We start from the raw sequence: 17,781 nt of genomic DNA, 5'->3' as shown, positions 1-17,781 counted from the left end.
GCGTTACTTTTCGCGCAGCAGACGGAAGGCGGTTGATGCGCCCCAACCCGCAGCAATGGCGATGACCAGCGACATCAGGCCGTAAAGAACAGGCTGCTGGCGGGACATGTTGTACAGAAACCGCTCCAGCCCCACCTTGCGCACGTCAATGGTGGTTTCGTATTGCGAGACAACCTCACCCCCCCGGGTCAGGTAAATCCGCGCCACATAATCGCCTTCGGTCAGGTCTGCGGGCATCGCGATCGAGGTGCGAAACAGGGTTTGTTCGTCCACCGCGACCGTGTTTTCCCGAATCGAATACAGGTCTTCGTCTTCGCGAATCCGCACCACCGCATCGGCAAATTCCTGAGCGCCCCGAATATGCATCGCCGCCCCGACCGAGCGGATCGCCCGTTCGATGGAAATGCGATAGCGCAGGTCTTCGGTGTCGGTGATGATCTCGTCAAACGGCGCGCTTGTGGCGACGGCATAGAAGCTGGGGGCAAGATCGACTAGAACGCTGTCGGTATTGACCCAGATACCGAACCTGCGTTCCTTGCGCCGCACCGTGATCGGTTCGGACGGGCCTGCGACGGACACGATGACCTCAAGCGGGGGGCCTTCGGGGATCGGGGCCTCGCGCTTGATGGCGCCGAAAATCAGGATCTCGGAGCCGTCAAAATTGGCGGTGATGGCAACACGGTCCTGGCTGAGACCCAGAACAACCTGTTCCTCGGCTGCGGCGGCGGGCAGGCACAGCAGGCACAAAGCGGCGATCAGAGGGCGCAACATCATCAGTGCCCCCCGCTATCGCCAAGCGAGAACAGCTCGGTCGGTTCCAGTAGCAGGTCCAGCGCCAGCTTGCCGCAGACGACCAGAACCAGCGCGGCCAGCAGAACACGCAGTTGCTCGGCCGGCATACGCGCGCCGATCACGGTGCCGATCTGCGCGCCGATGACGCCTCCGACCAGCAAGAGAACCGCCAATACCACGTCAACGGTGTAGTTGGTGGTGGCGTGCAGCATGGTGGTGAAGGCGGTGACAAAGATGATCTGGAACAGCGAGGTGCCGACCACGACCTTGGTCGGCATGCCCAGCAGGTAGATCATCGCGGGCACCATGATGAAACCGCCGCCGACGCCCATGATCGCTGACAGAACGCCCACGCACAGTCCGACCAGAACCGGCGGAATGACCGAGATATAAAGGCCCGAGGTCCGAAAGCGCATTTTGAACGGCAACGCATGCACCCAGCCGCGCTGTCTGCGCTTGGCAGGGGTGGCGTTGCCCTTTTTTACGCGCCGAAGCGCGCGCAGGCTTTCGACGAACATCAGGCTGCCGATAACGCCCAGAAACACGACGTAGCACAAGGTGACCAGCAGATCGACCTGACCCAGCCCCTTGAGGTAGTTGAAAATCACCACACCCAGGGCCGCGCCTATCAGGCCGCCCGTTAAAAGCACCGTGCCCATCTTCAGATCGACCGTCTTTCGTCGGAAATGCGCCAGCACGCCCGAGAAGGACGAGGCAACGATCTGGTTGGCTTCGGTCGCGACCGCGACGGCAGGCGGGATGCCGATGAAGAACAGCAGGGGCGTCATCAGAAAGCCGCCCCCAACACCGAACATTCCGGACAGGATGCCGACCATCCCGCCCAGCCCTAACAGAAGAAAGGCATTCACGGAGACTTCGGCGATGGGAAGGTAGATCTGCATGTTGTCTTCTAGTCGGGCGAATGGGGCCAGTTCAATGCGACAAAGCCGCGATCAATTGGGATGGTTAAACACCGGAATTTGTACGTTTCCGTGACAGCCTGGCAGCGTATCGAGGTGATCTGTAGACCCCTGGTCACGCTGCTGTCTGGCAAAGGAAACACGCACATACCCTTTTAGAGCGGTTGCGGCATGCAAAATCAACTGTGCATGCCGCTCTGCAGCAAACAGGACCCAGAATTGTCTCGAAACTGGACTTATCAGCGTTCCTTTACATAGGGCTCACCACCCGCTCGGGGCGGTACCGCCTTGCCTACGAACCCGGCCAGAATGACGACGGTCAGGATATAGGGCAGGGCGTCCATCACCTGAACGGGAATCACCACGCCGCCCAGATCGATATTCTGGAACCGCAGCGCAACGGCTTGCAGCAGGCCGAACAGCAGACAGGCCCACATGGCATGCCACGGGCGCCATTTCGCGAAGATCAGTGCGGCCAGCGCAATGAAGCCCCGGCCGGCGGTCATCTCTTTGACGAACCCGGCCTGCAGCGCGGTCGCCAGATACGCCCCTGCAATACCGCAGAGCACGCCACAGATGGCCACAGCGGCAAAGCGCAGACCAACAACCGAGACGCCCGCCGTATCCACCGCCGCCGGGTTTTCACCCACCGCCCGCAGGCGCAAACCGAACCGGGTGCGATACAGGATCCACCAGGTCAGCGGCACCATCAGAAAGGCGATGTAAACAAGGATCGAATGGCCCGACAGCAGTTCGGAGTAAATCGGGCCGAAAATTGGCACACCGCTCAGCGCTTCGGCAAAGGGAAACTCGATCGGTTCGAACCGGCCTTGCCCGAATAGCGACGGGGTGCGCCCGCCCTGCTGGAACCAGCTTTGGGCGATCAGAACGGTCAGGCCCGAGGCCAGAAAGTTGATGGCAACGCCCGAGATCAACTGATTGCCCCGGAAGGTGATCGAGGCCACCCCGTGCAGCGCTGACAGGACCAGCGACGCGCCGATCCCTGCCAAAAGGCCCAGCCAGACCGAACCGGTTACGGCAGCGACGGCGGCCGAGAAAAAGGCTGACATCAGCATCTTGCCCTCAAGCCCGATGTCGAAGATACCCGCGCGTTCCGAATAAAGCCCGGCCAGACAAGCCAGCAGCAGCGGTGTGGCCAGACGGATAGTCGAATCGAGGACCTGGATGAGGGTAACGAAGAACTCCATCACTCAGCCCCCTTCCGCAGACCCAGGAACAGCTTTTCAAGCGGCATGCGCACCATATTGTCGAGCGCTCCGGTGAAAAGGATGACCAGCGCCTGAATGACGACGATCAGTTCCCGCGGGATCGAGGTCCACAGCGCCAGTTCTGCGCCGCCCTGATACAGGAAGCCGAACAGCAGCGCCGCAAGGAACACGCCGAACGGGTGCGACCGGCCCATCAGGGCCACAGCGATGCCGATAAAGCCCGCGCCTTCGGTTGAATTCAGAACCAGCCGTTCCGCCTCACCCATCACGTTGTTGATTGCCATCAGACCCGCCAGCGCCCCCGAGATCAGCATGGCGATGATGGTGATGCGCACAGGCGAGATACCGGCATAAACGGCCCCGGTTTCCGAATGGCCATAGGCGCGAATTTCATAGCCCAGCCTTGTGCGCCAGATCAGGGCCCAGACGATCACACAGGCCAGAATCGCCACGAAGAACGAGATATTCGCAGGTGCTCCCCGGAACATCACATTCTCGGCGGTTGAGAACATCGACTGGAAAGTCGGCAGGTGGACCGCCTCGGGGAAGCGCGCGGTCGCCGGGTCTTGCGAGCCCTGTGGGCGCATCACATTGACCAGCATGTAGTTCAGGAAGGCAGCGGCGATGAAGTTGAACATGATCGTTGTGATCACGATATGGCTGCCGCGCTTGGCTTGCAGATAGGCCGGGATCGCGGCCCATGCCGCGCCAAACAGCATTGAGGCGGCACAGGCGGCCAGCAGGGCAATGCTCCAATGCGGCCAGGGGACATACAAGCAGACCATGGCAACGCCAAGCCCGCCCAGCATTGCCTGACCTTCGCCCCCGATATTGAACATCCGCGCGTGGAACGCGACGGCCACGGCCAATCCGGTGAACATGAAGTTGGTGGCGTAGTATAGCGTATAGCCCCAGCCATAGGTCGATCCCAGCGCGCCGGTGACCATCAGGTTCACGGCCTCGACCGGGTTTTCTCCGATGGCCAGAATGACCAGCGCCGAAAGGATTGCGGCCAGTAGAAGGCTGATCACCGGGATCAGCACGACATCGGCCCATTTGGGCATTTTATCCATGTTACGCGGCCTCTCCCGCAACACCGGCCATCAGCAGGCCCAGTTCTTTTTCATCCGTCTCGGCGGGCAGACGTTCGCCCATGATATGTCCGTCAAACATCACTGCGATCCGGTCGGACAGTGAGAAGATTTCCTCCAACTCGACCGAAACCAGCAGGATGGCCTTGCCCTGATCGCGCAGGGCGACGATCTGTTTGTGAATGAACTCGATCGCGCCAATATCGACACCTCGGGTCGGCTGGCCGACCAGCAGCAGGTCGGGATTGCGCTCAATCTCGCGCGCGACGACGATCTTTTGCTGGTTCCCCCCCGAAAAGCTTTTGGCCGTCAGCCAGCCATTCGGTGGGCGGACATCGAATTTCTCGATCTTCGCTTCGGTATCGGCGCGCAGGGCGGCGTTGTCCATGAAGATGCCACGCTTGTAAGCCGGGTCGCGGTGATAGCCGAAGGCCACGTTTTCCCACGCGTGGAAGTCCATGATCAGACCTTCGCGCTGCCGATCTTCGGGCACATGGGCAATGTGCTGCGCGCGCCGCGCCTGTCCATCCGACCCCGCCCCGCTGAGCGGCAGCGGCACGCCGTTCAGCTTGATCGAGCCCTGACCTGGGCGCATCCCGCCCAGAACCTCCAGCAGTTCAGACTGACCATTGCCCGCGACACCGGCAATGCCCACAATCTCGCCCGCCCGGACGGTCAGGTCGATCCCTTTGACCCGCTCAACACCGGCGCTGTCAAAGACTTGCAGGTTTTCGATCTCCAGAATCGGTTTGCCCGGCTTTGCAGGCACTTTATCGACCTGCAGCAGAACCTTGCGGCCCACCATCAGCTCGGCCAGTTCTTCGGGGCTGGTCTCGGACGTCTTGACGGTGGCCGTCATCTGCCCGCGCCGCATGACCGAAACGGTATCGGTGTTCTCCATGATCTCGCGCAGCTTATGGGTAATCACGATGATCGTTTTCCCCTCGGCCCGCAGCCGGTCGAGGATGCGGAACAGCTGGTCCGCCTCGGACGGCGTCAGAACGCCGGTGGGTTCGTCGAGAATCAGAATCTCGGCCCGGCGGTACAGCGCCTTGAGGATCTCGACCCGCTGTTGCATGCCCACACCGATCTCGTCGATGCGTTTGTCGGGGTCCACGAACAGCTCGTACTCTTCTTCTAGCGCTTTCAGTTCCTTACGCGCCTTGGCCAGCGACGGCGCCAGCATGCCGCCATCCTCGGCCCCCAGAACGATGTTTTCCAGAACGGTGAAGTTTTCGACCAGCTTGAAATGCTGGAACACCATCCCGATGCCCGAGGCAATCGCCGCCTGACTGTCCGGAATCTCGGTCTTGGTGCCGTTGATCCAGATCTCGCCTTTGTCGGCTTTGTAAAACCCGTAGAGGATGCTCATCAGCGTGGATTTGCCCGCACCGTTTTCACCGATAATCCCATGGATCGTACCGGGGGCGACGCTGATGGAAATGTCTTTGTTGGCCTGAACCGGCCCAAAGGCTTTGGAAATCCCTTTGAGCTCAATGGCGGGGACGGTCATGTCGTGTCCTCAATTGCCGAAGGGACCGCGCAACCGGCGCGGCAGAAGGAAAAAGCGAGGCGAAAGAGACCCTCCGCCCCGCATGGGTTTTAGAATTGCAGTGCCGGGCAGCTGTCGTTCTCGTAGTAGCTGACAACCGAGACATTGCCGTCGATAATGTCGCGCCGTGCGCTTTCGATGGCCGAGCTCATTTCTTCGGTGACCAGCTCTGCGTTGTTTTCGTCCATTGCGACGCCAACGCCTTCTTCGGCCAGACCCATCGAGAAGACACCGGTTTGCAGGTCTTCACCCGCCTTCATGGCGTCATAAACGGCAACATCCACGCGCTTGAGCATCGAGGTCAGCACTTTGCCCGGATGCAGGTGGTTCTGGTTGCTGTCCACGCCGATCGACAGGATGCCTTCGTCGGCTGCGGTTTGCAGAACACCAACGCCGGTGCCGCCTGCGGCCGCATAGATCACGTCAGCGCCCTGACTGATCTGCGCCTTGGTCAGTTCCGAACCCTTCACCGGGTCGTTCCATGCCGCGGGGGTGGTGCCGGTCATGTTGGCGACAACTTCGATATCCGGGTTCACGGCCTTGGCACCTTGGGCGTAACCGCAGCCAAAGTGGCGAATCAGCGGGATGTCCATGCCGCCGATAAAGCCAACGGTGCCCGACTGGGACGCCATCGCTGCCATCATGCCGACCAGATACGATCCTTCATGTTCCGCAAAACCGATCTGACGGATATTCGGAGCCTCCAGCCAGGTTACGTCAACCGCAACAAACTTGGTGTCCGGGTAATCACCGGCAACAGCGGCCAGCGGATCGGCCATGGCAAAGCCCATGGTGATGATCGGGTTGGCACCGGCTTCGGCAAAGCGGCGCAGGGCCTGTTCGCGCTGGGCTTCCGACTGAAGCTCGATCTCGCGGTAGGTTTTGCCGGTTTGATCTGCCCAACGCTGTGCGCCGTTATGTGCGGCTTCGTTGAACGACTTGTCAAACTTGCCACCCAGGTCAAAGATCAGCGCCGGTTCGGCCAGGGCTGCGCCAGCTGTCAGTGCGACCGCCGCAGCGGCACCCATCAGAGATTTCATGAGGGTCATTTCTTACTCCCGTTGTTTTTGTCGTTGGTCCAAGGCCAAGGATAGCCCCGATTACCCACTCAGAGCGAGCATAACTGTTGTGATGGCGGGAATTAAGGATGTTTGCAACAGGTGGGGTCAATAGATTTTTGACCGTTTGGTCCGAAAATTGCCACTTACCGTCAGGGCAGGGTGCATTCCATGACAATTGCGTCGCAGTTTGGCCCTTTTTCTCGGCGGTAGTAGCCCTTGCGCTGACCACACACCCGGTATCCGCAGCGATGGTACAGTGCGATTGCGGGCCGATTGTCGGCGGCTACGTCCAGAAACGCCCGTGTCGCGCCCAGTTGCGTGGCCTTTGCGTGCCAGTCGTTCATGCACTGCAGGCCCAGCCCCTGCCGTTGATGGCTGGGGTGAGTCGCGATGGTCAGCAACTCCGCCTCATCCGCAATCACCTGAAACAGGGCGAAGGCTTTGGGCGTGCCGATGCAGTGGGTGAATGGGTTGGCCAGCAGATCAGCGAACTCGGACGTCGTCCAAGGACGGGATTGGGTGAAAGCGGCGGCATGTGTTGCGGTCAGATCACGAGGTGTCATTCGTCCAGCAAGACCGGAGGTGTGTCGCTGGACGGCGCCGCATCGGCGGGGCGGACGTATAAAGGCGCAGGCGGCAGGGTTTCGGTGTCCCATCGACGTGCTGCAACCCGCGCAATGGCTTGCGCCTGCGCTGCCGGGTCGGGGCAGAAGTAGAGCGGCCCCAATACCTTGGCCTCGTCCAGCGGTATCAGGCGTGCGGGTAAGTCAGCAGTTTGCACATAGACCTGATCGCGCGGAGCCGGGATGGTGGGGATATGGGTGTCCGGAGCGATGTCGGCCAATGCGTCAAAGCCAGATACACCCACGGCGGGGACGTTCAGGCCCAAGGCCAGCCCCCGTGCTGCCGATACCGAAATGCGAATACCGGTAAAGTTTCCCGGCCCGACGCCGACGCCAATGGCGTCCAGATCTGCCCAGCTACAGCCCGCTTGCGTCAAAACTTCTTCCAGCAGGGGCATCAGCCGTTCGGCCTGTCCGCGTGACATGGCCTCGGCCACGGATACGACGATCTGTCCACCCCGCAGCAAAGCGGCCGCGCAATGCGCGGCCGATGTGTCAAATGCCAGTATTGTCGGGTCAGACGGCAACCGGACGAACCTCGGTCACTTCGGGGATGTAGTGGCGCAGCAGGTTCTCGATACCCATTTTCAGAGTCAGTGTGGACGAGGGGCACCCGGCGCAAGCGCCCTGCATATGCAGGTAAACCACGCCCCGGTCAAAGCCGTGGAAGGTGATGTCACCACCATCCTGCGCCACTGCGGGGCGCACGCGGCTGTCCAGCAACTCTTTGATCTGGTTGACGACTTCCGCATCCTCACCGGTATGTTCCGCATGACCGGATGCCGTTGTTGCGTCCGCACCCATAACGGGTTGACCGGACTGGTAATGCTCCATCACCGCGCCAAGGATGGCGGGTTTGATGTGGTCCCACTGCACGTCATCCGATTTGGTCACGGTGACAAAGTCGTTCCCAAAGAACACGCCGGTCACGCCGTCAACGCCGAAGATGCGCTTGGCCAGAGGGGATTTCTCACCCGCTTCAGCGGTTGGAAAATCGGTTGTTCCCGCCTCAAGCACCGTCTGGCCGGGCAAAAACTTCAATGTGGCCGGGTTAGGGGTGGATTCGGTCTGAATGAACATGGGACAGCTCCGTCTAAGGTGCCATTGATATGCGCGTCGCAGTCGGGGAAGTCAAGATTTGGAACTATTCTAAATAGAAGCGGCATAGTCCAGCGCTTGATCCAGCCGGTCATCGCCCCAAAAAAGCTCATCCCCGACCAGAAAGCTGGGCGCGCCAAAGATACCTGCCGCCTTGGCCCGATCCGTTTGCTGAAACAGCGCGGCCTTGACGTCCGGGTCCGCCGTTCGCTGCAACAGATCAGACGGCAGACCCGCGTCGCGCAGACAGTCCAGCAGAGTCCCTCGATCCGAAATGTCGCGACCCTGACCAAACTCGGCGCTGTAGACGGCACGGACAAAACGCGCTTTTTGGTCCGGCGGGTCGATGACCAGAACCAAACGTGCCGCATTCAGGCCGTTCTGCGGGAACGGGTCCGGGCGTTGAAACGGCAACCCACGCGCATCGCATAACCGCTCCATATCCCGCCACATATAGCGGCCTTTGGCGGCATAGAGGTTAAAGGGCGACGTGGTCCAGCCCTGATCGGCAAAGATCGGCCCCAGCAAGAAAGGCTGCCAGTTCACGGTCACGCCCTTGGCGGTGGCGGCCTGTTCGATGCGCATGGCGCTGAAATAAGAATAGGTCGAGGCGAATTCGAACCAGAAGTCGACCGCCGCCCCCATATCAGGTGATTTCTTCCAGCTTTTCCTTGCTCAGATCGCCGGGCACGATTGTGATCGGGATCGGCAGGCTGCCCGAGTTTTTCGTCAACTGCGTGACCAGCGGGCCGGGCCCCTTCTTGTCGGTGCCCGCCCCCAGAACCAGCACGCCGATTTCGGGGTCGGACTGCACATGCTCGATGATCTGAGGCACCGGATCGCCTTCGCGGATCGCCAGTTCCGGCTCGACGTTTTGTTTGTCGCGCATCCACTTGGCGAACACTTCGTAATGCGCGTGAATACGCTCGCGCGCTTCTTCGCGCATGACCTCGGCCACACCGATCCAGTGGTTAAACTCGTCCGGCGGGATGACCGACAGGATCGTGACGCCGCCGCCGGTATGGGCCGCGCGCATTGCGGCAAAGCGCATCGCATTCAGGCATTCACGGCTGTCATCCAGTACGACCAGGAACTTGCGCATGGGTGTCCTCATTCTTTTTGGGGATGATGCCCGACCGATTGCGCGCTGGCAACTCGGGCAATGCCCAGATATTCAGCTAGCGTTCGCTGGCAGCCCAATCCCAATAAAGACCACGGGCGCGGCGGGCAATAGGGCCAATCTGAAATTGCGTGTCGTCCAGTGCGGTTACCGGCGTCACCTTGTTCATGTTCCCGGACATGAACACCTCATCCGCATGATGGAAATCGTCGAAGCTCAGAATCGTTTCGTGCACGGTGACGCCATCGGCGCGCAGGTTCTTGATGTGACGCGCGCGGGTGATCCCGGCCAAGAAGGTGCCGTTTGGGATCGGGGTAAAGACCTCTCCGTCCCGGACCATGAAGATATTGGCGGTTGCGGTCTCGGCCACATTGCCCATCGCGTCCGCAACCAGCGCGTTCGAAAACCCTTTGGAGCGCGCCTCCTGCAGCATGCGGGCGTTGTTGGGGTAAAGGCATCCGGCCTTGGCATGCACAACGGCAGATTCCAGAACCGGCCTGCGAAAGCGCGTGGTTGTCAGCGTGGCCGAGGCCGTCTCGGGTGCCATCGGAATCTCTTCCAGGCAAATAGCGAAACCGGTGCTGTTTTCCTTTGGAACAATGGCAGTGGCGTCACCATCGATCCCCCAATACATCGGGCGAATATAGACGCCTGTGTCCGGGCCGTAGGCCTGCAGCCCGTCGCGCACCAGATCGACCATCTGTTCTGGCGTCACCGTTGGCGTCAGCATCAGCGCCTCAGCCGAGCGGTTCACGCGGGCGCAATGGGCCAAAAGATCCGGGGCCATGCCTTCGAAATACCGCGCCCCGTCAAACACTGACGAGCCCAGCCACGCGCCATGGTCGGCGGCACGCATGATCGGAGCGTCCCCATCGTGCCATTGGCCTTCGAAATAGGTGCGGATATTCTTGCCCGTTGCCATGACGCCCTCCCAAGCTTTGGGCAAACCTAGGAGGGCGTCAGGCGAAGGTCCAGTGTAATCAGCGCGATGTTGCGCCGACCATACCCACGATGTCGTAGGTCTGGCGCAGGATCGGCGCGGTGATTGCGCGCGCGCGTTCGGCGCCATGCGCCAGAATGCGGTCGATCTCGGCCTGATCGTTCATCAGCCGGGCCATCTCGGACGAGATCGGCGACAGTTTCTCGACCGCCAGATCGGCCAGCATCGGTTTGAACTCGCCGAACTGCTTGCCGCCCACCTCCGACAGCACCTGTTCTGCGCTTTGATCCGCAAGAGCGGCGTAGATATTCACCAGATTGCGCGCTTCGGGGCGGTCTTCCAGACCATCGGGTTCTGAGGGCAGCGCATCCGGGTCCGTCTTGGCCTTGCGGATTTTCTTGGCGATCGTGTCGGCATCGTCGGTCATGTTGATCCGGCTCATATCCGATGGATCGGATTTGGACATCTTCTTGGACCCGTCGCGCAGGCTCATGACCCGCGTGGCCGCGCCTTCGATCACCGGTTCGGTAATGGGGAAGAAATCCACACCGAAATCGTTGTTGAACTTGATCGCGATGTCGCGCGTCAGTTCCAGATGCTGTTTCTGGTCCTCGCCCACCGGAACATGGGTCGCGTGATAGATCAGAATGTCGGCAGCCATCAGCGACGGGTAGGCAAACAAACCCAGCGAGGCATTCTGCTGGTTTTTGCCCGCCTTGTCCTTCCACTGAGTCATCCGCTGCATCCAACCCATCCGGGCGACACAGTTGAAGATCCAGCCAAGCTGCGCGTGCTCAGGCACCTGACTTTGGTTGAACAGGATCGACTGTTCCGGATCAATGCCCGCAGCGATGAACCCGGCGCATAGCTCGCGGGTGTTGTGGGACAGCGCAGCGGGGTCCTGCCATGTGGTGATCGCGTGAAGGTCGACCATGCAATAGATGGTTTCGAACTCTGGCCCTTGCATATCCACAAAGCGCTTCATCGCGCCCAGATAATTGCCCAGGGTCAGCCCGCCCGAAGGCTGGATGCCGGAAAACACGCGCGGCGTGAATTGGGTCTGGGTCATCGAAGGGAACTCCCGTCTGGAAAAATCAGCCCTCGTCGCTTACCCATGAGGGTCAGGGACGTCAACAGCCGCGAAAGGCCCGCCCAATATGAGCAGTGAGCATTACACACCCGCCGTGAACCCCCTGCCGCCCGTCGTGGTGGCGCTGGTTCTGTTCATCATCGGGATCGAACTGGCCTTCACGCTGGGCGCGCGCGGGCTGGCCGGAGGGCCGGGTGCCGTAGGCTGGCGGTTGGATGCGCTGCAGAGTTACGCCTTTTCGGCGGATATTTTCGACTGGATGGTGCTGAACGGTCGCTGGCCGTTCGAGCATGTCATCCGTTTCGTGACCTATCCCTTTGTCTCGGCCAATTTCACCCAAGCGGTGTTTGTCTGCGTCTTCGTGCTGGCCATGGGCAAGATGGTCGGAGAGGTTTTTGGCGGCTTTCCGATGCTGCTGATCTTTGTGCTGTCGGGCGTTGGTGGCGCGCTGGCCTATGCGTTGATCCTTGATCCTTCATATCCGCTGGTCGGGGGCTTCCCACCGGTCTACGGATTGATAGGGGCCTTCACATGGCTGCTATGGCGCAAGCTGTCTCTGGTTGGCGAAAATCAGGCGCGGGCTTTCCAGTTGATCGCCGTGCTGATGGGTATTCAACTGCTCTTTGGGTTGCTGTTTGGCGGGACGTCCGATTGGGTGGCCGATCTGGGTGGGTTTGCCACCGGGTTCGGGCTGTCGTTCTTTCTGGCCCCGGGCGGTTGGGCCCGGATCAAGGGCCGCATCCGGCGCGATTGATCAGGACCGGCGCAGGGCGCGCTTGAACTCGGACAGTTTGAATGCGCCCAGCAGGTGACCCAGCAAGAAGTAAGCTATCGCCGCTATGACAATCAGTGCCAGCAGCGCAAGATAGCGCCAGCCTGCCAGCGCAAAGGCCCAACCGAACAGGTAAGTGGCTGCACCCAGCACCACGCCCATTCCGACCGAGGCCGCAACGATCCGCCATGCGCGCAGTTTGAACCGGTCATCAAACCGCGCCTCGTCCCCCATGCGCCGCGCACCGATGGCCAGCAGGGCAACCATCGCCCATCCGGCAACCGACGCCGCAATGGCAGGTGCGATCCATCCGACCACAGGATAAAGACCAAAGGCCAAAGCCGCATTGATGATCATGGCAACGACAGCATAGCGGAAGGGGGATTTCGTATCCTCGCGCGCGAAATACAGCGGTTGCAGCAGTTTCTGCAGCATGAAGGCCGGAAGCCCGACGCCGTAGATTGCCACGGCGAGCGCTGTGGCGGCGGTATCCTCGGCGCTGAACTGGCCGCGCTCGAACAGGACCGAAACCAAGGGTATCGGGATGATCAGAAACGCCACGGTCGAGGGCAGCGTGAGCAGCAACATGAACTCGCCCGCGCGCGAGAAGGCGTTGCGCGCGCCTTCCTTGTCGTCGGCGCGCAGACGGCGGGACAGGTCGGGCAGCAGGACAATGCCAATTGCTATCCCGACAACGCCTAGAGGCAACTGATACAGACGATCCGCGGCAAACAACCAACTGACGGCTTTCTCGGTCTTGGATGCCACCAATTGCCCCACAACCAGATTGACCTGCGTAACCCCCATAGCCAACGCGGCAGGGATCGCAATGCGGACCATGTTGCGCATTTCGGGTGTCAGGCGCGGCAGGCCTACGCGGATACGGATACCCGCGCGCTCGGTCGCGACCCAGACCAGAGCCAGTTGAGCGACCCCGGCGATAGGGATCACGGTGATGAGCCAGCGAATGACCTCACCGCCGGACATCGCGCCGAAGATAAGCGCCGAGCACGCAAAGATGTTCAGCAAAACGGGTGCGGCAGCAGCGGCTGCAAAGCGGCCCGTCGCATTCAGCACGCCCGAAAACAAGGCCGCCAATGACATGAACAGGATGTAGGGAAAGACGACGTAACCGTAATCGACGGCCAGATCGAACCGCTCATCGCCATAGAACCCTTCGGCCGTCAGCCACACGAGCCCCGGCATGAACACCATTGCCAGACCGACCAGCGCCAGCACGGCAGCGCCAAGCAGGTTGAATGCATCCTGTGCGAACCCTTCGGCGTTTTCACCACCTTCAAGCCGTTTCGAAAACATCGGCACAAAGGCCGCGTTGAACGCCCCTTCGGCGAAAAACCGTCGGAACATATTGGGCAGGCGGAAGGCCGCCACAAAGGCGTCCATCACCGGCCCCGGGCCGATATAGGCGGTCAGCAGAATCTCTCGCAGAAAGCCCAGAATGCGGCTGGCCAGAGTCCAGAACCCAACCGTGAAAAAGCCCGAAAACAGCCGGATCTGCTTCATGAGGCCGCGCGCTCGGCGCCTTCGGTGATGGCGGTGCGCAGCTTGGCCTCAAGCCCGCGCTGCTTGCTTTCCGAGTGGTATTTCAGCCCGAACATATCCTTGACATAGAAGGTATCCACCACCTGTTCGCCATAGGTCGCGATCACGGCGTTGGCGATATAGACATTGGCCGCCGCTAGCGTCCGCGTCAGATCATAGAGCAAGCCGGGCCGGTCGCGGGTATCAACCTCGATGATCGTGTAAATCTCGGACCCGTCATTGTCGAAGGTGATATGGGTCGGCACGTTGAACGCGCGCTCGCGTTTCTTGATTTTGTCGCGGGATTTCAGCGCCTCGCGGGCGACAACCTCGCCCTTCAGGGTCTTGTGGATCATCTGCGTCAGACGCGGCAGGCGCGCGGCCTCGAATGGGTGGCCCTCGGCATCTTGTATCCAGAATGCGTCGGTGACGTAGCCGTCCTTGGTCGTATAGCTGCGCGCATCCACCACGTTGGCCCCGACCAGCGCCAGAGCGCCCGCAATCCGCGCAAAGATACCGGGGTGGTCGCCCATGGCAAAGCAGGCGCGGGTCGCGTCGCGATCCTCGTCCGGGTGCAGACGGATTTCGACTTCGCCCGGATCACCGCTGCGATCCAGCGCGCGCAGCATGTCCGCAAACTCCACATGGGTCGCCACGTTCAGACCCTGCCAATAGGGTGCGTAGTGCCGCCCGGTTTCGACCTTGAGGTCGGCCTTGGACCAATCCGCAAGCTGGGCGCGCAGCGCCTTTTTGGCCTCGGTCCCGCGATTGGCGCGGTTCAGGTCCTCCATCCCGGTCTCAAGCGCGCGTTTGGTTTCGGCATGCAGGGCCCGCAACAGGGTGGCTTTCCAGTTGTTCCAGGTGGTCGGGCCGACGCCGCGAATGTCGCAGACCGTAAGCACGGTCAGCAAATCCAGCCGCTTGACCGTCTGCACGGCTTTGGCAAAGTCCCTCACAGTGCGCGGATCTGAAATATCGCGTTTCTGCGCCATGTCGGACATCAGCAGGTGATAGCGCACCAGCCATTCGACCGTCTCGGAATCCCCCTTGTTCAACCCAAGCCGGGGGGCCACCTTGCGCGCGATCTGCGCCCCCAGGATCGAGTGATCCTCGGGCCGCCCCTTGGCGATATCGTGCAGCAGCAAGGCCACATACAGAACCTTGCGGTTGACGCCACCTTTCAGGATCGAAGAGGCCAGAGGCAAGGACTCCATCAACTCTTCGCGCTCGATCTGGGCCAGGTTCACGATGCACTGAATGGTATGCTCGTCCACCGTATAGCTGTGATACATGTTGAACTGCATCATCGCGACGATGGGCTCGAACTCGGGCAGGAAGGCCGATAGCACGCCCAGTTCGTTCATCCGCCGCAAGGCCCGTTCCGGGTTGCCGTGTTTCAGCATCAGGTCCAGGAAAATGCGCCGCGCTTCTTTGTCGTTGCGCATGTCCTCGTCGATCAGATGCAGGTTGGCTGTTACCAGCAGCATTGCGTCGGGATGGATCAACATGCCGGTCCGCAACCCTTCCTCGAACAGGCGCAGCAGGTTCACCTTGTCGGCCAGAAACGCCTCCGGATCGGCGATGTTCAGACGCCCGTGCACAACGCTGTAGCCCTGCTTGACCCTCGGACGACGCCGGAAGATCCGTTCAAGCAATGGGGCACCTTTCACATGCGCGGCTTCCAGCTTGGTCAGGAAGATCCGCGTCAGCTCGCCCACGCGCGTCGCCTCGCGGAAATAGCGCTGCATGAACACCTCGACACCGCGCCGACCGGCCCTGTCTTCGTAGCCCATTCGCGCCGCGACCTCGACCTGCATGTCAAAGGTCAGCTGTTCCGTCGCACGCCCCGTGACCAGATGCAGATGAGAGCGCACGGCCCACAGGAAATCCTCGGCCTCGACAAAGGTTTTGAACTCTTCGGGCGTGAACAGACCCAGCGGCACAAGCTCGGCCACATCCTGAACGCCGTAGATGTATTTGGCGATCCAATACAGCGATTGCAGGTCGCGCAGCCCGCCCTTGCCTTCTTTGACATTGGGTTCGACCATATAGCGCTGGCCCTGTTTCAGGTGGCGTTCGTCGCGTTCCTTTAGTTTGGCCTCGATGAACTCGCGCTCGGTCCCTTTGAACAGGTCGGATTTCAGCTTTTCGTCCAACTCCTCCGCCAGGGCCGTGTCACCGGCCAGATAGCGCTGTTCCAGCATCGCGGTGCGGATGGTGAAATCTTCGGTTCCCAACCGCAGGCAGTCTTTGATGGTGCGCGAGGAATGTCCCACCTTCAGCCGCAAATCCCACAGGATGTAGAGCATGGATTCAATCACGCTCTCGGCCCAGGCGGTGATCTTGTAAGGTGTCAGAAACAGCAGATCGACATCCGAGGCCGGGGCCATCTCGCCCCGCCCATATCCGCCAACGGCCAGAACGGCGATCCGTTCGCCTTGCGTCGGGTTGGCCAGCGGGTGCAGACGCTCGCTGGACACGCGCATCGCCGTGCCGACCAGTTGATCGGTCAGGTGGGTATAGGATCGGGTCAGGGGCCGCGCATCAAACGGGCGCGCGGCAAACGCATCCGCAATGGCCTTGCGCCCGGTCTTCTGCGCATCCCGCAGGATTCGCACGGTTTGCGAACGGATCGCGGCATTGTCCGCGCAGGCTTCAAATGCAGACGCCAGTTGTTCAGTCACACTGGCGCTGTCGAAAATATCCTCGGCGGGGCAGATCAGCACGGTGTCGGGCGCGGCAACCAGACCGGGTCGATCAGAAACCGGCGCCAGAGAAGCTTTGTGGGGCAGGGTCAATCACAACCACCTGTTTGTTCTGGATCGTGGCGACGGCCAGACCGCGTTCGTTGGTGCCGTTCGGACGCAGACGGAAGATGCCGCCGACGCCCTGGAAACCGGCGTTCTGTGTCAGGGCCGCCCCGGTCAGCGCGTCGGATTTGCCTTGCGAGACCAGTGCGCCGATGGCCGCGATGCCGTCATAGGCCAACCCACTGATCGGATGCGGGGCCTCGCCATAGGTCGCATTATAGCGCTGGCGGTAGGCTTGTGCTTTGGACGGGTCCGGCAGGGCGAACCAACCGCCCTGAACACCCGGCAGTTCCAGCGTTTGCGGCGGGATGTCCCAGCGGGTCAGGCCGATGAATTGCGTCGTGGCCGGTGAGACGCCTGCCTCTGGCAGAAGCTGGGTGAACAGGGGCAACGCTCCGGCCGTTGTTGCTGTCAGGAACACCGAGTCCGCGCCCGACGAATCTACAGTTGCCTTGACGGTGGGAACCGCGTTGATAACCCCTTGTTGCGAGCGGTCATAGCCCACAGTGCCCGCGTTGTTGACCGGGCTGGAGTTCAGCGCATTGGCAATGGCCGACTGGCCCAACTGGCCCGCCGCATCGTTGCTGTGCACGATCACGGTGCCGGTTTTGCCTTGCGAGCCTGCATAGTTCACCAACCGGTTTGCGGTGTTCTGGAATGTGGGGCCAAGCACGTAGACATTACCGCCCGCGATGCTGGTGTTGTTCGAAAAGGACAGGACATTGACGTTGTTGTTCAGCACGGCCAGCCCGGCCGCGTTGGCCGCTTGTGCGTAGACCGGTCCGATGATGATCTTGGCCCCGTCCGATACGGCCTGCTGCGCAACAACGGATGCGGTGCCCGCGTTTCCGGCAGTGTCATAGACCCGCAGGTCGATCTGAACATTCGGAAGATCGTTCATCGCCAGCCGCGCGGCGTTCTCAAGGCTGCGCGCCAGTGCGGCGTCTCCCGCCTGACCTGACCCGCTTGGAACCAGCAGGGCGACCGGGACAGGTTTCGACGTGTTGATCGATGGCCCACCGCCCAAACCGCCGACGTCACAGGCAGCCAGAAACGCCACGGTGGCCAGGGCAGCAGCGGCCTTCGCCAGCTTGCTAACGGGCTTGCAAACGGTAAACATCTAAAAGAAAACTCCCTGATC

General features: G+C 61.0%; 17 protein-coding genes. 1 reads left to right on the top strand and 16 read right to left on the bottom strand.

What is annotated here, in order from left to right; translation table 11 throughout:
* Positions 1-3: 3 nt before the first annotated feature.
* The 13 genes from ACR0C9_RS14445 to trpS all read right to left on the bottom strand — a co-directional run bounded on the left by ACR0C9_RS14445 (position 4) and on the right by trpS (position 11,495).
* On the bottom strand, positions 4-771 hold the full coding sequence (locus ACR0C9_RS14445; protein ID WP_480781421.1) for a TIGR02186 family protein: 768 nt from the start codon (positions 769-771) through the stop codon (positions 4-6).
* 2 nt (positions 772-773) lie between these two features.
* A complete protein-coding gene (locus ACR0C9_RS14440; RefSeq protein WP_170455612.1) occupies positions 774-1,694 on the bottom strand; it encodes a sulfite exporter TauE/SafE family protein in 921 nt (306 codons plus the stop codon).
* A 257-nt stretch (positions 1,695-1,951) separates the two neighbouring features.
* Complete coding sequence (locus tag ACR0C9_RS14435) at positions 1,952-2,920, bottom strand: ABC transporter permease (RefSeq protein WP_480781318.1); 969 nt, start codon at positions 2,918-2,920, stop codon at positions 1,952-1,954.
* Complete coding sequence (locus tag ACR0C9_RS14430) at positions 2,920-4,014, bottom strand: ABC transporter permease (RefSeq protein WP_170455607.1); 1,095 nt, start codon at positions 4,012-4,014, stop codon at positions 2,920-2,922. The genes ACR0C9_RS14435 and ACR0C9_RS14430 overlap by 1 nt, the downstream gene beginning before the upstream one ends.
* Before the next feature lies 1 nt (position 4,015).
* The gene (locus tag ACR0C9_RS14425; protein ID WP_170623996.1) at positions 4,016-5,545 is read right to left on the bottom strand and encodes an ABC transporter ATP-binding protein; all 1,530 of its coding nucleotides are present in this window, start codon (positions 5,543-5,545) and stop codon (positions 4,016-4,018) included.
* A gap of 89 nt (positions 5,546-5,634) precedes the next feature.
* The gene (locus tag ACR0C9_RS14420; RefSeq protein WP_170455603.1) at positions 5,635-6,633 is read right to left on the bottom strand and encodes a BMP family ABC transporter substrate-binding protein; all 999 of its coding nucleotides are present in this window, start codon (positions 6,631-6,633) and stop codon (positions 5,635-5,637) included.
* A gap of 161 nt (positions 6,634-6,794) precedes the next feature.
* Positions 6,795-7,208 (bottom strand): GNAT family N-acetyltransferase, encoded by a 414-nt coding sequence (locus tag ACR0C9_RS14415; RefSeq protein ID WP_480781317.1) that lies wholly within the window; start codon positions 7,206-7,208, stop codon positions 6,795-6,797.
* Positions 7,205-7,795: a tRNA (adenosine(37)-N6)-threonylcarbamoyltransferase complex dimerization subunit type 1 TsaB gene (tsaB, locus tag ACR0C9_RS14410; RefSeq protein WP_480781316.1), complete on the bottom strand. Its 591-nt coding sequence runs from the start codon at positions 7,793-7,795 to the stop codon at positions 7,205-7,207. Before tsaB ends, ACR0C9_RS14415 begins: the two co-directional genes overlap by 4 nt.
* Positions 7,785-8,348 carry a NifU family protein gene (locus tag ACR0C9_RS14405; protein ID WP_480781315.1) on the bottom strand — a complete coding sequence of 188 codons (564 nt, stop codon included), beginning with the start codon at positions 8,346-8,348 and terminating at the stop codon, positions 7,785-7,787. The genes tsaB and ACR0C9_RS14405 overlap by 11 nt, the downstream gene beginning before the upstream one ends.
* Positions 8,349-8,417: 69 nt before the next feature.
* The gene (locus ACR0C9_RS14400; protein WP_480781314.1) at positions 8,418-9,011 is read right to left on the bottom strand and encodes a DsbA family protein; all 594 of its coding nucleotides are present in this window, start codon (positions 9,009-9,011) and stop codon (positions 8,418-8,420) included.
* A gap of 1 nt (position 9,012) precedes the next feature.
* Positions 9,013-9,468, bottom strand: coding sequence for a universal stress protein (locus ACR0C9_RS14395; RefSeq protein WP_170455593.1), 456 nt, complete (start codon positions 9,466-9,468; stop codon positions 9,013-9,015).
* A gap of 76 nt (positions 9,469-9,544) precedes the next feature.
* Positions 9,545-10,408, bottom strand: a complete 864-nt coding sequence (locus ACR0C9_RS14390; RefSeq protein WP_480781313.1) for a branched-chain amino acid aminotransferase — start codon at positions 10,406-10,408, stop codon at positions 9,545-9,547.
* A gap of 58 nt (positions 10,409-10,466) precedes the next feature.
* Positions 10,467-11,495, bottom strand: coding sequence for a tryptophan--tRNA ligase (trpS, locus tag ACR0C9_RS14385; RefSeq protein WP_480781312.1), 1,029 nt, complete (start codon positions 11,493-11,495; stop codon positions 10,467-10,469).
* Between the two features lie 88 nt (positions 11,496-11,583).
* Between trpS and ACR0C9_RS14380 the strand changes: the two genes are divergently transcribed.
* Positions 11,584-12,270, top strand: coding sequence for a rhomboid family intramembrane serine protease (locus tag ACR0C9_RS14380; protein WP_480781311.1), 687 nt, complete (start codon positions 11,584-11,586; stop codon positions 12,268-12,270).
* On the opposite strand, the gene murJ is transcribed toward ACR0C9_RS14380, so the two are convergent.
* The 3 genes from murJ to ACR0C9_RS14365 are packed head-to-tail and all read right to left on the bottom strand — an operon-like array spanning position 12,271 to position 17,760.
* Positions 12,271-13,812, bottom strand: coding sequence for a murein biosynthesis integral membrane protein MurJ (gene murJ / locus ACR0C9_RS14375; protein ID WP_480781310.1), 1,542 nt, complete (start codon positions 13,810-13,812; stop codon positions 12,271-12,273).
* Entirely contained in the window at positions 13,809-16,628 is a 2,820-nt protein-coding gene (locus tag ACR0C9_RS14370; protein WP_480781309.1) for a [protein-PII] uridylyltransferase, read from the bottom strand. The genes murJ and ACR0C9_RS14370 overlap by 4 nt, the downstream gene beginning before the upstream one ends.
* Complete coding sequence (locus ACR0C9_RS14365; protein ID WP_170522305.1) at positions 16,588-17,760, bottom strand: penicillin-binding protein activator; 1,173 nt, start codon at positions 17,758-17,760, stop codon at positions 16,588-16,590. Before ACR0C9_RS14365 ends, ACR0C9_RS14370 begins: the two co-directional genes overlap by 41 nt.
* Positions 17,761-17,781: the final 21 nt, after the last annotated feature.

It is taken from the genome of Ruegeria sp. C12 (genome assembly GCF_056537745.1).
This window is presented reverse-complemented; position numbering and strand designations above follow the sequence as displayed.

What these genes read in the sequence shown, in the direction of transcription:
- ACR0C9_RS14445 (WP_480781421.1), bottom strand. Translation starts at nt 771, where the DNA reads ATGTTGCGCCCTCTGATCGCCGCTTTGTGCCTGCTGTGCCTGCCCGCC.
- ACR0C9_RS14440 (WP_170455612.1), bottom strand. Translation starts at nt 1,694, where the DNA reads ATGCAGATCTACCTTCCCATCGCCGAAGTCTCCGTGAATGCCTTTCTT.
- ACR0C9_RS14435 (WP_480781318.1), bottom strand. Translation starts at nt 2,920, where the DNA reads ATGGAGTTCTTCGTTACCCTCATCCAGGTCCTCGATTCGACTATCCGT.
- ACR0C9_RS14430 (WP_170455607.1), bottom strand. Translation starts at nt 4,014, where the DNA reads ATGGATAAAATGCCCAAATGGGCCGATGTCGTGCTGATCCCGGTGATC.
- ACR0C9_RS14425 (WP_170623996.1), bottom strand. Translation starts at nt 5,545, where the DNA reads ATGACCGTCCCCGCCATTGAGCTCAAAGGGATTTCCAAAGCCTTTGGG.
- ACR0C9_RS14420 (WP_170455603.1), bottom strand. Translation starts at nt 6,633, where the DNA reads ATGACCCTCATGAAATCTCTGATGGGTGCCGCTGCGGCGGTCGCACTG.
- ACR0C9_RS14415 (WP_480781317.1), bottom strand. Translation starts at nt 7,208, where the DNA reads ATGACACCTCGTGATCTGACCGCAACACATGCCGCCGCTTTCACCCAA.
- ACR0C9_RS14405 (WP_480781315.1), bottom strand. Translation starts at nt 8,348, where the DNA reads ATGTTCATTCAGACCGAATCCACCCCTAACCCGGCCACATTGAAGTTT.
- ACR0C9_RS14400 (WP_480781314.1), bottom strand. Translation starts at nt 9,011, where the DNA reads ATGGGGGCGGCGGTCGACTTCTGGTTCGAATTCGCCTCGACCTATTCT.
- ACR0C9_RS14395 (WP_170455593.1), bottom strand. Translation starts at nt 9,468, where the DNA reads ATGCGCAAGTTCCTGGTCGTACTGGATGACAGCCGTGAATGCCTGAAT.
- ACR0C9_RS14390 (WP_480781313.1), bottom strand. Translation starts at nt 10,408, where the DNA reads ATGGCAACGGGCAAGAATATCCGCACCTATTTCGAAGGCCAATGGCAC.
- trpS (WP_480781312.1), bottom strand. Translation starts at nt 11,495, where the DNA reads ATGACCCAGACCCAATTCACGCCGCGCGTGTTTTCCGGCATCCAGCCT.
- ACR0C9_RS14380 (WP_480781311.1), top strand. Translation starts at nt 11,584, where the DNA reads ATGAGCAGTGAGCATTACACACCCGCCGTGAACCCCCTGCCGCCCGTC.
- murJ (WP_480781310.1), bottom strand. Translation starts at nt 13,812, where the DNA reads ATGAAGCAGATCCGGCTGTTTTCGGGCTTTTTCACGGTTGGGTTCTGG.
- ACR0C9_RS14365 (WP_170522305.1), bottom strand. Translation starts at nt 17,760, where the DNA reads ATGTTTACCGTTTGCAAGCCCGTTAGCAAGCTGGCGAAGGCCGCTGCT.